Annotated in this window: 12 protein-coding genes; 3 read left to right on the forward strand and 9 right to left on the reverse strand. The window is 66.8% G+C overall.

Translation table 11 applies throughout. The features are described from left to right. Nucleotides 1-39: 39 nt before the first annotated feature. Nucleotides 40-1,623, reverse strand: a complete 1,584-nt coding sequence (locus tag V7Q53_RS14975; RefSeq protein ID WP_333829434.1) for an ABC transporter substrate-binding protein — start codon at nucleotides 1,621-1,623, stop codon at nucleotides 40-42. Between the two features lie 80 nt (nucleotides 1,624-1,703). Next, nucleotides 1,704-3,287 (reverse strand): ABC transporter substrate-binding protein, encoded by a 1,584-nt coding sequence (locus V7Q53_RS14980; RefSeq protein WP_333829435.1) that lies wholly within the window; start codon nucleotides 3,285-3,287, stop codon nucleotides 1,704-1,706. Nucleotides 3,288-3,518: 231 nt separating this feature from the next. Between V7Q53_RS14980 and V7Q53_RS14985 the strand changes: the two genes are divergently transcribed. Further along, nucleotides 3,519-4,232: a GntR family transcriptional regulator gene (locus V7Q53_RS14985; protein ID WP_333829436.1), complete on the forward strand. Its 714-nt coding sequence runs from the start codon at nucleotides 3,519-3,521 to the stop codon at nucleotides 4,230-4,232. A gap of 22 nt (nucleotides 4,233-4,254) precedes the next feature. Here the strand turns inward: V7Q53_RS14985 and V7Q53_RS14990 are convergent, their stop codons facing one another. The 5 genes from V7Q53_RS14990 to V7Q53_RS15010 form a co-directional block, all read right to left on the reverse strand. Then, a complete protein-coding gene (locus tag V7Q53_RS14990; protein ID WP_333829437.1) occupies nucleotides 4,255-5,154 on the reverse strand; it encodes a phosphotransferase in 900 nt (299 codons plus the stop codon). Nucleotides 5,155-5,229: 75 nt separating this feature from the next. Next, nucleotides 5,230-5,994, reverse strand: a complete 765-nt coding sequence (locus V7Q53_RS14995; protein WP_333829438.1) for an SDR family NAD(P)-dependent oxidoreductase — start codon at nucleotides 5,992-5,994, stop codon at nucleotides 5,230-5,232. Further along, nucleotides 5,991-6,932: an NAD-dependent epimerase/dehydratase family protein gene (locus tag V7Q53_RS15000; RefSeq protein WP_333829439.1), complete on the reverse strand. Its 942-nt coding sequence runs from the start codon at nucleotides 6,930-6,932 to the stop codon at nucleotides 5,991-5,993. Before V7Q53_RS15000 ends, V7Q53_RS14995 begins: the two co-directional genes overlap by 4 nt. After that, on the reverse strand, nucleotides 6,929-7,843 hold the full coding sequence (locus V7Q53_RS15005) for a bile acid:sodium symporter family protein (RefSeq protein WP_333829440.1): 915 nt from the start codon (nucleotides 7,841-7,843) through the stop codon (nucleotides 6,929-6,931). Before V7Q53_RS15005 ends, V7Q53_RS15000 begins: the two co-directional genes overlap by 4 nt. Next, nucleotides 7,840-9,150 (reverse strand): flavin-containing monooxygenase, encoded by a 1,311-nt coding sequence (locus V7Q53_RS15010; protein WP_333829441.1) that lies wholly within the window; start codon nucleotides 9,148-9,150, stop codon nucleotides 7,840-7,842. Before V7Q53_RS15010 ends, V7Q53_RS15005 begins: the two co-directional genes overlap by 4 nt. 72 nt (nucleotides 9,151-9,222) lie before the next feature. Between V7Q53_RS15010 and V7Q53_RS15015 the strand changes: the two genes are divergently transcribed. Then, entirely contained in the window at nucleotides 9,223-9,936 is a 714-nt protein-coding gene (locus tag V7Q53_RS15015; RefSeq protein WP_333829442.1) for a TetR/AcrR family transcriptional regulator, read from the forward strand. Between the two features lie 7 nt (nucleotides 9,937-9,943). On the opposite strand, the gene V7Q53_RS15020 is transcribed toward V7Q53_RS15015, so the two are convergent. Together V7Q53_RS15020 and V7Q53_RS15025 are read right to left on the reverse strand one after the other, a co-directional pair. Then, on the reverse strand, nucleotides 9,944-10,681 hold the full coding sequence (locus tag V7Q53_RS15020) for a phytochelatin synthase family protein (protein WP_333829444.1): 738 nt from the start codon (nucleotides 10,679-10,681) through the stop codon (nucleotides 9,944-9,946). 101 nt (nucleotides 10,682-10,782) lie between these two features. Then, nucleotides 10,783-11,733, reverse strand: coding sequence for a helix-turn-helix domain-containing protein (locus V7Q53_RS15025; protein ID WP_333829446.1), 951 nt, complete (start codon nucleotides 11,731-11,733; stop codon nucleotides 10,783-10,785). Between the two features lie 232 nt (nucleotides 11,734-11,965). On the opposite strand from V7Q53_RS15025, the gene V7Q53_RS15030 reads away from it, so the two are divergent. Continuing rightward, nucleotides 11,966-12,868, forward strand: a 903-nt coding sequence (locus tag V7Q53_RS15030) for an FAD binding domain-containing protein (RefSeq protein WP_333829447.1), incomplete at its 3' end; no start/stop codon positions are given.

The following is a 12,868-nucleotide window of genomic DNA, read 5'->3' on the forward strand; positions in this document are numbered from 1 at the left end:
CTTGGGCGCCGCACCCGGAAGTGCGGCGCCCCTGCGCGGTCAGGCATCGCGCCAGACGGTTTCATAGCGCGGCCCCTGCCAGAGCTGGGTATGGCCACGCAGATTGTGCAGCCCCGCGCGATACACCACATTGGTGCGCCGCCCGCCTACCATGATGCCCGGCACCTCATCCTGCGCGATGCGCTGCATCTCATGATAGATCGCCAGCCGGTGGGCCGGGTCAGTCTCGGCCGCCGCCTCGGCCAGAAGGGCGTTGTAGCGCTCGAACCCCGGCCCTTCCCAGCCACCCGGCTCGGCATCATTGAGGTCCGAGAGGCGCGAGAGGTTGATGTTGGGGTTGCGCGCGCCGACAAGGTTGCGGCGCGGGCGGCCAACCGGCTGGTTGACCGCCATCACATAGGGGTTGAAGCCGTCGCAGGGGCGCTCGTCAAAGTTCAGGCGGATACCGGCCTCGTTCAGGCTTTCGGCAACAACCGCCCACAGGCGCGGCTCTTCAGGATAGCCCGGGCAATAGGCAATCGCGGGCAGCGTGATACCATCGGGATAGCCGGCCTCGGCCAGCAGGCGCCGCGCCTCAGCCAGATCGCGCTCGACGGGGCGAGGCAGAAACTCGGCGTTGACGCCGTTCATATGGGTGTCATTGCCGGTCCAGCCGTCCGGATCGGCATAGATGATCGCATTGATGCGCGGCCGGTCAATCGCCAGCGACATCGCCTTGCGCACCCGCACATCGTTCCAGGGCAGGTTCATGTTCTTGGGCAGCACAATCCAGAACTGATCACCCGAGGGCGCGGCATGGACAACGCCGCCCGCCTCCTCGAACTGATCGAACTGGCCCGGATCGGCGTTGAGCACGGCATCGAACTGCCCCGCCCGGAACCCGTTGATCGCGTTCTGGCCCATGGCGATAACGCCGTTCAGCTCATCCAGATAGGGGCGCCCGGCCATCCAGTAGTTTTCAAACCGCTCAGAGCGGAACATGCGCCGGTTGTCGATCTCGGTCAGGCGGAACGGGCCGGTGCCGATGCCGTCATAGCCCATTTCCTCAAGGTTCTCATGCGCGGGCAGCATCATCGCGCGGTATTCGGCGGTGGCGTGGGGAAATTCGACATTGGGGCGCGTCAGGAAAAAGCGGATGCCATAGCGGCCCACAGCCTCCACCCTGTCGATATATTGCTTGAAGAAGCCCACGCCGCCCAGCGACGGATGGCCATGCAACCGGCACGAGGCCACGGCATCCTCGGCGGTGAATTCGCGCCCGTCGTGGAACATCACGCCTTCGCGCAGCTTGTAATCCCAGACGGTAGCGGTAGCATCGCTTTCAAAGCTCTCGGCCAGTTCGGGCACAACCTCAAGCTGTTCATTCACCCAGGTCAGGCCGTTCCAGATGCTGCGCGTCTGGATATCCATGAAGAAATAGGGGTGCTGCCCCCGGTCAGACTGGCCCAGCGCCCAGTTCGGCACCGGGTTGCCATAGGTGAGCGACCCGCCCGAACGCGGGGTCTGCCCGGCGATCAGGCTGTCAACAAAGCTTTCGGCGGTCTCGCTGCGGGCGGCGGCGGGCAAGGCACCCATGCCGATCACAAGGGCGGCGCCCTGAAGAAAGTCGCGGCGGTTGAGCATGGCATGTCTCCTGTTCGGATTGCTGGCGGAAAAAGGGGAGGAGGCCGGGCACCGGCAGCGGAGCCCGGCAGAAGGCGTGGTCAGGCGTCGATCCAGATGTATTCAAACCGGCTGGACCAGTTCTGCGCATGGCTGCGGATATTGCGCACCTCAGGCCGGTGGGCGACCATGTTGCGCCGCCCGCCCAGCATGATGCCCGGCACCTCCTGCTGCGCGATGCGCTGCGCGGCGTGATACAGCTCAAGCCGCCGGGCGGGGTCTGCGGTGCCCACCGCCTCAAGGATCAGCGCATCAAAGCGCTCAGCCTCAGGGCCGGCCCAGCCGCCGGGCTCTTCGCGGTTGCGCGGTGACAGGCGCGAGAGGTTGATGAACGGGTTGCGCGGCCCCACCAGATTGCGGCGCGGGCGGCCGATGGGCTGGTTGACGGCGGTGGCGAAGGGGTTGAAGCCGTCGCAGGGCCGCTCTTCCAGCACCAGCCGGATCCCCGCCTCGGACAGGCTTTCGGACACGATGGGATATATCCGCGGCTCTTCCGGGAAGGAGGGGCAGAAATACATCGCGGGCAGCGACACCCCGTCAGGATAGCCCGCCTCGGCCAGAAGCGCGCGCGCCCGCGCCACATCGCGCCCCCCCTCACGCGGCAGGAACTCGGCGTTGACGCCGTTCATATGCGTGTCGTTGCCGGTCCAGCCATCGGCGTCGCCATAGACGATCTGGTTGATCCGGGCACGGTCAACCGCCAGCGCCATAGCCTGCCGCACCCGCACGTCATTCCACGGAAAATCAAGGTTCTTGGGCAGGATCAGCCAGAATTGATCACCCGAGGGCGCGGCCTGAATCTGCGCGCCCGCATCCTCGAACTGGGCCGTCTGGCCCGGGTCGATGTTGAAGACCGCGTTCAGCTGCCCCGCGCGATAGCCGTTGATCGCGGCATTGCCCACCGCGATCACGCCGCGCACTTCATCCAGCCATGGCGCGCCGGTCCAGCATGCGTCAAAACGCTCGGCGCGGAACTGGCGGGCATTGTCGATCTCGGTCAGCCGGAAGGGGCCGGTGCCGATACCGTCAAAGCCGATGGCCTCAGGCTCTGCCGCCTTGAACACCATCGCGCGGTATTCGGCGACCGAGTGCAGAAACTCGGCATTCGGCGCGTTCAGGTGAAAGCGCACGGCGCGCGGGCCAAGCGCCTCGACGCGATCAACCTGCCCGCTGATCAGCCCCACGCCGCCCAGCTTGTGAAACGCCATCGATGCCACCACATCCGTGGCGGTCATCTCGGTGCCGTCATGAAACAGCACACCCTCGCGCAGCTCGAAATCCCAGACTTTCAGGTCGTCGCTGGGGGTGGCGCTTGACGCCAGTTCAAGCTGCGGTTCCATGTTCTCATCCACCCAGACCAGCCCGTTCCAGACAGAGCGGGTCAGCAGATCCAGCCAGTAATACGGATGCTGCCCGCGGTTTGACTGGCCCAGCGCCCAGTTGGGATAGGTCTGTCCATAGGTCAGCACCCCGCCGCGCTTTGGCGTCTGGCCCTCGGTCATCGCGGCGATGGCATCGGGCGTGGCGGCCAAAGGCCGCCCGGGGTTGAAGAGCTGCGACAGGCCGAAAACGGCGGCCCCCGCTGAAACTTGGGTCAGGAATTCGCGCCGTGAGAGGCCAGGCATGGGAACGCTCCTTGCTGCATGAGGCCCACACGGGCCACCGTCCGGGCGCAAGCTGCGGTGGCTGCGTAACGCGCCGGTGACACAGGGTTGCCGGGCGCGGCCTGTCACGGGAATTTCGCGCAAACCGCCCTGCCCTGTGGTGCGGCGGGTGAAAGCGTCACAGGCCCGTCGCCGGGGCGACACGCAAAGCGGCACATACTGCGCGGCATGGGGCAACGACGGGGAAAAGCCATGGCGCAAGCACATCCGGGCCGCGAGGACTGGCGCGAGGTCTGCCGCCACCTTCGCGCCGAAATCGAATCGCAGCGCCTGCCGCCCGGCGCGGTGCTGCCGTCACTGGCGGAACTGGCCGGCGCACATGGCCTTAGCCTGCATGGCGCGCGCCGGGTCTATGACCGGCTGCGTGATGAGGGGCGCATCCTTGGCTGGCAGGGGCTGGGCTACCGGGTGAGCACCAGCCAGATCGAATATCCCATCAACCCGCGCACCCGGTTTCATGACAACATCACCGGCGCGGGGCATGACGCGCTGACCGAGTTTGTGGGCGCGCGCGTCATCCGCGCCCCGGCCGGGATGGTGCGCATGCTGGGGCTGCGCGACGGCGCGCGGCTGGTTCTGGCCGAGCTGATGGGCCGCGTTGACGGGCGGCCCATGGTGCTGGGCGCGCATCACTTCCCCATTGCGCGCTTCGGGGCCATTGCCGGGGTGCTGGCGCAGACCGGCAGTGTCAGCCGCGCGCTGGCTCGTATGGGGGTGCCCGATTTCCGCCGCCGCGAGACACGCATCACCACGCGCCTGCCCACCGGCCATGAGGCGCTGCTGCTGGAGATCCCGCGCAATCAGCCGGTGCTGGTGGCAAGCGGCGTGAATGTGGACCCGGACGGTGTGGCGATAGAGCTTTCCTGCGCGATCTGCCGGGGTGACGCGATGACCTTTCTGGCCTGAGATCTGGGTCGGAAAGCCCGTCTCAGCCTTCCAGCCAGAGCGGGTTAGACCATGCCCTGCGCCCCGCGCTGTCAACCACCACCACACGGCACCAGGGCGCGGCAACCTGCGCCGCATTCAGCCGCGCCGTTGTCAGCCCCTGTCCGAACACCCGCGTCGCGCGGCTTGCCGGGCCCAGCAGGATCACGCGGTCCACGGCAGAGCATTCGACCACGATCTCATCGCCCTCGCGGCGGATATCGCTGATCTCAGGCCCCTCAGAGGCGTAATATTGCCCGGCCTTCAGCGCCGCCAGCAGCGCCCCGGGCGTGTTTTCCGGTGCCTTGACCATGACCCAGCCGCCAAAGCCGTCCTCGACATGCCAGTGGCTGTCATCGACCGCAATCGCCCCCAGCCTGCGCCCCGCCGTCAGCAGCGCATCCAGCATGATCTGGCCGCCGCCACGGTCGCAATGCACGGCGCTGGTGTGGTTATAGACCTCGACGGCATGGGCCGCGTCGATTGAAAGGCCATCTTCCTGCGTCAGCCCATACCATTGCGGGTGGGCGATGGCGACAAAGGCGCCTGCTTCGGCGCAGCGCCGGGCAAGGGCGGGGCCGGTCTCATCGTCCGTCGGATGCGCGAAACCGGCGGGCAGACCCACCGCCAGAATGTGCCACAGCTCTCCGGCTTCGGTTGCAGGGGCGTGCATCTCGGCACCGATGAGGGTGGTGAAACCGGGTGCGCGGAAGGGCGCGGTATCGGTGACGGGAAAGCCGTAGCGCGGCAGGAAATGGTCGGTCACAGCGATGAAATCATAGCCCGCGCCGCGATAGGCCGCGCAGACCTCCGCCACGGGCAGCCGCCCGTCCGACGCGTCTGAATGGCCGTGCAGGTTACCCTTCCAGAAGCGCCCCGGCGCGGTGAAAGCATCGAACATCATGGCGCAATCCCTTGTCTGATCTGCTGTCTGATCTGCGCTCTGATCTAGGCCGGCATGGTGACAGGGCCATGACGCTCAGCGCGTCGCCTGACGGCGCATCAGGCGCTCATAAAGGCCGGGAAACAAACGGTTCACAACATGCCCCACCCGCGCCACGCGCCCGACCGGAATGAAATTCTTCCGCCGCGCCAGCCCGCGCAGGATGGTGGCGGCGGCGGCATCCGGGGTGATCTCGTCAAACCCGTCCACCGCGGCGCCGGGGCGAGCGATGCCGTCGGCCTGCACCTCCGCCCGGCCCGGATTGGTGGCGATGAACGCGGGCGCGGCGATCAGGCAGGCCACGCCATGCGCCGCCTCTTCCGAGCGCAGAGATTTGATGAACCCCTCCAGCGCATGTTTGCTGGCCGCATAGGCGGTGCGATGATGCAAGGGTGCAAACCCGGCAACGGATGAGATGGCCAGATGAACCCCGCGCGCACGCCGCACCGCCTGCAACAGCTGCGCGGTCAGCGCCACCACGGCAAAATGGTTGATCGCCATAACCCGGCGATGGCTTTCCGGCGTGCTGTCGGCAAAGGCCCTGATCTGGGTAACGCCCGCACTGTGGATCACCAGATCAATCGCCGGATGAACGGCCAGAATCTGCCCCGCCGCCGCCGCCACCGCGCTGTCATCGGTCAGATCAAGGGGCAGCGCGGAGACCGCGCCGCCCGACATCTCCGCCAGCGCGGGCGAGGGCAGGTCCAGCGCCCAGACCTGCCAGCCCTGCGCCACCAGTTGCCCGCACAGCGCCCGGCCCAGCCCGCCTGCAGCGCCGGTGATCACCGCAACCCGGCTCATCGCTGCACCGCCTTCCACCACAGGGAAAACACCTCGGCGCTGGTCAGTTGCGGGGTGTAGCCGAAGGTGGTTTTCAGCGCGGTATTGTCCAGCACCGGGCGGTATTGCAGAAAACCCAGCTGTTCCGGCCCGTGCTGGCTGAGGCCCAGCGGCCACGCCACCGCCAGCGCCGCGCGCAGCAGCGCGGGCGGCAGGCGGCGCACCCGCTTGCCCATAAGCGCCGCGATCCCGGCAATCCCTGGCGCGCCGTCGCCTGCCACATTGTAGATGCCCGGCGGGCCATCCCCCGCCGCGCGCGCCAGTATCGCGGCCAGATCATTGGCCCAGATGAACACGAAGCGGCTGTCGCTGCCGGTCAGCGCCAGCGGGCGGGGCTTGTGGAACAGCGCGGTGATCTGGTTCTCCATCCCCGCGCCCAGCACGGTGCCCACCCGCAGCACCACCTGCTCCAACGCAGGATTGGAGGCGCGGGCCTCGGCCAGCATCTCTTCCACCAGCCGTTTATGCCATGAATAGGCGAATTCCCGGTTGCCGCGGATCGGGTCAGCTTCGGTCAGCGGGCGCAGCAGGTTTTCGGGGTGATAGCCATAGGCCGCGCCCGAAGATGTCACCACCAGCCGCCGCACGCCGTGGCGCAGACAGGCATTGAGCACATTGCGGCTGCCCTCGACATCAACCTTATAGGCCATCGCATCGGTAAACCCCTTGGGCGGCGAGACGACCGAGGCCAGATGCACCACCACCTCGGGCTTCAGCGCGCCGATCACGCGCTCTGCATCCTCGCCCGTCACATCCAGCCGCTCGAATGCCGCGCCCTCAGCCAGCCCGGCTGGCCGGGTCAGATCGCTGGCCACAAAAGCCTGCCCCGCCTGCGCCAGATGCGCGCAAAGGGCGCGGCCCACATGCCCGCCCGCGCCGGTGATCAGCACCCCGCTCATGGCCGCACCGGGTAGCGTGACCACAGGCTTGCCAGCGCAATGCCGGAAACCGCGTGCCAGATGCCCCAGAACGCGGCCACCACCGCCATGCCGCCCAGCCCGCCGAAAAAGCCAAAGATCAGCACCAGCCCAAGGCCGGAATTCTGGATCCCGGTCTCGATGGTCAGCGAGCGGCGGTCAAAGGCGCTCAACCTGGCGCCCCGCGCCACCAGATTGCCCGCACCCATCGCCATGGCGTTGTGGACAATGACCAGCACCGCCACCACGGGCGCATAATCAAGGAAATAGGCCCAGTTCGTGGCAATCGCCGCCACGATGAACGCCACGAAGATCACCATCGACAGCACCTGCATGGGCCCGCGCAGCCGTGCCGCCAAAGCTGAGCGATGCGCGTTCAGCAGCATCCCCAGAATGAGCGGCAGCACCAGCATCAGCCCCACGGTGATTGCCACCTGCACCGGGTCAATCCGCGTGGCGCGCAGGATCTCGGCGGTGGGCGGATAAAGGCTGCCCCAGAACGCGATGTTCAGCGGCGTGAGCACGATGGCCCCCACCGTGGCAAACCCCGTCAGCGACACCGACAGCGCGGTATTGCCTCCCGCCCGGTGGGTGATGAAGTTCGAGATGTTGCCACCCGGACAGGCCGCCACCAGCATCAGCCCCAGCGCGATGGACGGCTGCGGCGCAACCACCAGCACCAGAAGGAAGGTCAGCGCGGGCAGCACCAGAAACTGCGCGAACAGCCCTGACAGAAGCGGGCGCGGCTGGCGCAGGAACACCCGGAAATCACGCGGGCGCAGGTCCAGCGCGATGGAAAACATGACAACCGCCAGAATGGCATTCAGCAGCATCAGACTGCCGGGGCTGAAATTCAGCATCACCGCGTCAATGGCGGGCCCGGTTCCGTTCATGCCGCAGGCTCCAGCCGGGCGCTCACCCGCCGAACAGCGCGCAGATAGGTATGCTTGTCAACGTAATAGGCCATGCGTGGCAGATCGACATATTGCATGCCGCCCGTCGCCCGCTCAAACCCGCGCGCTTTCTCGGTCTTCAGCGCCGCCCCTGCGGGAGTGCCCTGCGCCTTGATATAGCGCGCCACCATCTCGGCCTGTTCATGGCGCCCTTGCCAGCCCAGCCCTGCGGCCTCGATCATGCCCATGACGAAGAGGTCATCGCGCTGCGGGTGCATGCAGTTGAGGTACAGATGCGGCGCATCGCCCTGCCAGTTCAGATGTGCATCGTCGATGAACGGATAGTGCAGCTTGTAGCCAGTGGCGGCAAGGATCGTGTCATATTCCCCTGTCGTGCCATCGCGGAAATGCACCGTCGTTCCCTCAAGTTGCGCAATATCCGGGCGCACGCGGATATCGCCATGGCCCGCGTGAAACACGATCAGCGAGTTGACGACGGGATGCGCCTCATAAAGCTGATAGTCAGGCTTGGGGAAGCCGTATTTCTGCGCATCGCCCACGAACCAGCGCAGCACCAGCCCGTCCACCCGCCGTTTCAGCCACATCGGCAGCCGGATTGCGCCGCCCACCGTATCAGCGGGTTTGCCGAACACATATTTCGGCACGAAGTAATACCCGCGCCGCATCGAAATCTCACAGCTTTCGCCGTGGTGGATGGCATCGACGGCAATATCGCAGCCCGAATTGCCCGCCCCCACCACCAGCACCCGCTTGCCCGCAAACTGGCGCGGGCTGCGGTACTGGGCGGAATGCAGCATCTCGCCCGTCCAGTTGCCGGGGAATTGCGGCATGTTCGGCTCTGACAGCGTGCCATTGGCGATCAGCACGCCCTTGTAGAGCGCCTCATGGCTTTCGCCACCCGCGCTCCAGCAGACGCGCCAGCCCTCGCCACTGCCGCCCAGCGGCTCCGCCAGCGTCACCTCAACCCCGAAGCGGTAATGGCGGCGCAGGTCGAAATGGTCGGCAAAGGCGCGGAAATAGGCCAGCACATCGCGGTGCGACGGGTAATCGGCCGTGCTGTCATCCATGGGAAAATCGCTGAACTCGGTCTTGCGCCTGGATGAGATCAGATGCGCGGTCTCATACATGGTTGAGCGCGGCGCCTCGATATCCCACAGCCCGCCCACATCGCTGTTCAGCTCAAACCCGTCAAAGGCGATGCCCTGTTCGGCCAGCACCTTCGCCGTGGCCAGCCCCATCGGCCCGGCGCCGATCAGCGCATAGCGGTCTTGTGTGTTTCCGGCCAAGTTTCGCCCTCCCCTGCGCCATTCGGTCGCGCTAACTTGAACATATGGCCAAAATAAATCAAGATGCGATTCATGTATCTGGCAAAGACCAATCCACAGGACCGTCAGCGCAAGCCCTCACAGCGCGCGCAGCAAACCCGTGAAGCGATATTTTCGGCGGCAGAACAGCTGTTTAGCGAACGCGGCTTTGAAGGCACCGCCACCCGCGATATCGCCGCGCGCGCCGGGGTCACGGCAGCGCTGGTGTCATTCCACGGCCACAACAAGCGCGCTTTGTTCGAATCAGTGGTCGAGGCACGGGCGCGCGATCTGAGCGCGGCGCGCGAGGCCGCGCTGGCCGCCGCGCTGGCCGAAAACCCGGCCCCGCCCCTGCGCGTGATTCTGGCCTGTTTCATCCGCCCGCTGCTGGAGCGCGCCACCGGCGATGACCCGGGCTGGCGCGCCTATGCACGACTGATCGCGCTCACCTCGGCTGACCCGCAATGGCGCGAGCTGACCAGCCGCTGCTTTGACCCCACGGTGGCGCGCTTCACCAGCGCCATCGCGGCGCGCTATCCGGGGGCCACGCGCGACAATCTGGCGGCGGGGCTGGTGTTCAGCGTGTCGTCCATGCTGGCGCTCTGCACCTCGACCTGGCGGATCGAGGCGCTGGCGGGGCGCGCAACCGATACCCATGCAACCGGCACCTGCTGCGGTGGCTATATCGACGCACTGATCACCTATACCGAGGCAGGATTGCATGCACTGGGCTGCTGCCAGCCTGATCCCGGCCCCGCCGCGCGCTGATCCGCACTCAGCGCCAGATACGGACCAGCCCGCCGGTTTCCCCCTCAAGCGGGCCATGCGCGTCCGATGTGGGCCTGAGCATGGCGGCCAGCAGCACCGGCGCGGGGGTCCAGTACGGCACATACCATTCCTGATCGACCTCAAGCACCAGAACGCGGTCAAGCCCGGCATCATAGGCACCGATCACGGCCACATGGGGGCCATCCCAGTCGCCCGTCACAACGCCCTGATTGAAGTAGACCAGCGCCACATCATCGGCGGATGCCTCGTTTTCCGTCAGGATGGCGCGCAGCGTGGCCAGTGAACCGGCGCTGTCATCGGTCGGGCGGAAGCTGTCAGAGCGCGCGCTTTCCAGCCCCGTGGCCAGCAGCGCGGCGCGGCTGAACTGCTCAAGCTGCGCGAATGTCACCCCGTCGCCGCCTTCAGCGGAAAGCGAGGCCCATTGCGCGTCACCCACCGCCTCCAGCAACCCCTCCTGGCTCATCACCGGCTCTTCGGCCAGCGCGGGCAGGCCCCGCAGCCCGTTGACCGCCGCTGTCACCGCCGCCACCGAACAGGCCGAAGTGGTGAATTGCGGCTTTACGAAGGGCGCGAAGGCCCAGTAATCCGGCGCGGGCGACTGGCGCAGATAGGCGTTGTCGTCGGTCAACGAAACCGCATCCGGCCCCAGCTTGGGCAAAGGGGTTTCATCGGCATGGGCCGCACCCGCGGCAGCAATCACACAGGCACACGCGATTCTCAGCATCCCAGCCCCCAAATTTCGGAAAAACCCCTGCCCCACAGCGTGCCCGTCAGACGGGATTGCGCTGCGCAGACACTGAAGCCTGCCGCAAATTCAGGGGGCAATCAAGGCCCGGCGCGCAGCAGCGCGGCCTGCCGTGTGGCAGAGGGCGCGCGCCCGAAGCGGCTGCGATAATGGCGGCTGAACTGCGCCTGATCGGAGAAACCCCAGCGATAGGCGATCTGCGCGATGCTCTCGCGCCCGCCCGCCCGCAGCTCTTCATCGCAGCGCGCCAGCCGGCAGTCGCGGATATGCCCGCTCACCGATTCGCCCGAGGCCGCGAAAAGCCGCTGCAGGTAGCGCAGGGATATCCCGCATGCCCCGGCCACATCCTGCGGCGACAGGCCGGGAGATTTCAGGTTACGGCGGATGAAATCCTGCGCGCGGTCCAGATGCGCGGCCTGCACCACGCTGGACTGACTGGTCATCACCCGCTCATCGCCGCGCAGGGCAAGGCAAAGGATCTCAAGCAGATGCTGCCCCGCAAGCTGGCGCGCGGCCCCCTCCATCCCGTCCAGATGCTCCACCGCATTGCGCAGCCCGGCCATGAAATAAGCCGCCACACCCTTGCGCGCATCCATGCTCAGCGCCACAAACCGCTCCAGATCACCGACCCGCGCGCGAATGCTGTCGGCGGGCACCTTGACCACCCATTGTGTATCCCGCTCCTGATGCCAGTATTCATAGGGCGCATCGCTGCGCTCGATCACAAAGCCCCCCGGCGGGCATTTTGCCTCGCGCGCATATTGCCGGAAGGTGACGCGCGCCTGACCGGGGATCGAGATGAGGATCGCACTTTCGCTGTCATCGCGCAGATGGGCGGCTTTGCGCCGGTAGAGCACGCCGTCGCACTGAATGCGGGTGACCGCCAGCGGGCCAAGCGGCCATATATCAAGCGCGCCCTGAAACGCGGCACGGTCACCGCAGGCGGTATCGAGCGGGAAATACGCGGCCGAAACCGCCTCCTGCCACCGCCCCGCTCCGTCGCGTGGCAGAGAGGGCTTCTGCGTCACCATGTCAGCCTCCTTATCCAGCGATGGGTGGCCGTTGCGTCAGAAAGTGCGTCACACCAGATAACCATGCCGCGGCGATCCCTGAAACCCCTTCGCGCGCACGAAACCGCTATTGCTGCCGCTTTGGCCGGGCGGGGCGCATTTCGTCAAGTTTTTGGGCGCGTATCGACAGGAACGGGGGCGGCATCATGCCTAGCCTCTTTGCCAGCCAGTCAACAGGGATACGCCAGCCGCCATGCCCACAGCCACAGACGCCGCCACCGCGCCCATGCTGCTGCCGCAGACCGTGGCCGATGCCCTCAGCCATCTAGCCCTGCCCGGTGCCATCGCGGTCGCCGGGGCAAGCTGGGTCATGCGCGCGCCCCTGCGCCATGAGCCGGTCGCGCCGGTCTGGGTGGCGCTGAACCGCATCAAGGCGCTGCATGCCTGTGACACCGGCGGCCCCATGGTGCAGCTTGGCGCGCTCACCACCCATGACCAGCTTGTCCGCCTGCTGCCCGATGCCCCCGACCTGCGCGCGCTGGTGCAGGCCGCAGGCGGCGCGGCCAACCCCGGTGTCCGGCGGATTGCCACGCTGGGCGGAAACCTCTGCGCCACCGGCTTTGCCGCCGCAGACCTGATCCCCGCGTTGCTGGCGCTTGATGCCTCGGTCTCCATCGCCACCCCCGCCGGGCCGGAAAAGCTGGACATGCCCGCCTTCCTGACCCGGCGCACCGCACCCGGCCCGCTGCTTGTAACGGGCGTGACCATCCCGCGCAGCACCCGCCCCAGCGCCCATACCCGGCTGCCGATGCGCAAGGCAGGCGATTACCCGGTGGCCATCGTCAGCCTCTCGCTTGAAACCGGTCCGCAGGGCCTGATCACCGATCTGCGCCTTGCCGTCGGTGCGGTGGAGGGCACCGCCCGGCGCTGGACCAGCCTAGAGACCCGCGCAAAGGGCACCCGGCCGGACCCCGCCGCCATAGCGGCGCTGGCACAGCAGCATACAGCAGATTTCACCCCCCGCAGCGGCCTTGATGCCCCCGGCTGGTACCGCCTGCGCGTGCTGCCCACGCTGGTGCGCCGCGCCTTTGAACAGATCGCACGGGAGTGGACAAAACATGGGGGTCATGCGGCGCGTTTTCTGTTTGCGACGGTC

Origin of the sequence: Pararhodobacter sp. (genome assembly GCF_036802785.1) — a bacterium.
GTDB lineage: Bacteria > Pseudomonadota > Alphaproteobacteria > Rhodobacterales > Rhodobacteraceae > Pararhodobacter.

Excerpts from the sequence above, each read along its gene's own strand:
- V7Q53_RS15000 (WP_333829439.1), bottom strand. The coding sequence starts at position 6,932 with ATGAGCGGGGTGCTGATCACCGGCGCGGGCGGGCATGTGGGCCGCGCC.
- V7Q53_RS15015 (WP_333829442.1), top strand. The coding sequence starts at position 9,223 with ATGTATCTGGCAAAGACCAATCCACAGGACCGTCAGCGCAAGCCCTCA.
- V7Q53_RS14980 (WP_333829435.1), bottom strand. The coding sequence starts at position 3,287 with ATGCCTGGCCTCTCACGGCGCGAATTCCTGACCCAAGTTTCAGCGGGG.
- V7Q53_RS15020 (WP_333829444.1), bottom strand. The coding sequence starts at position 10,681 with ATGCTGAGAATCGCGTGTGCCTGTGTGATTGCTGCCGCGGGTGCGGCC.
- V7Q53_RS15005 (WP_333829440.1), bottom strand. The coding sequence starts at position 7,843 with ATGAACGGAACCGGGCCCGCCATTGACGCGGTGATGCTGAATTTCAGC.
- V7Q53_RS14990 (WP_333829437.1), bottom strand. The coding sequence starts at position 5,154 with ATGATGTTCGATGCTTTCACCGCGCCGGGGCGCTTCTGGAAGGGTAAC.
- V7Q53_RS15025 (WP_333829446.1), bottom strand. The coding sequence starts at position 11,733 with ATGGTGACGCAGAAGCCCTCTCTGCCACGCGACGGAGCGGGGCGGTGG.
- V7Q53_RS14975 (WP_333829434.1), bottom strand. The coding sequence starts at position 1,623 with ATGCTCAACCGCCGCGACTTTCTTCAGGGCGCCGCCCTTGTGATCGGC.
- V7Q53_RS14985 (WP_333829436.1), top strand. The coding sequence starts at position 3,519 with ATGGCGCAAGCACATCCGGGCCGCGAGGACTGGCGCGAGGTCTGCCGC.
- V7Q53_RS14995 (WP_333829438.1), bottom strand. The coding sequence starts at position 5,994 with ATGAGCCGGGTTGCGGTGATCACCGGCGCTGCAGGCGGGCTGGGCCGG.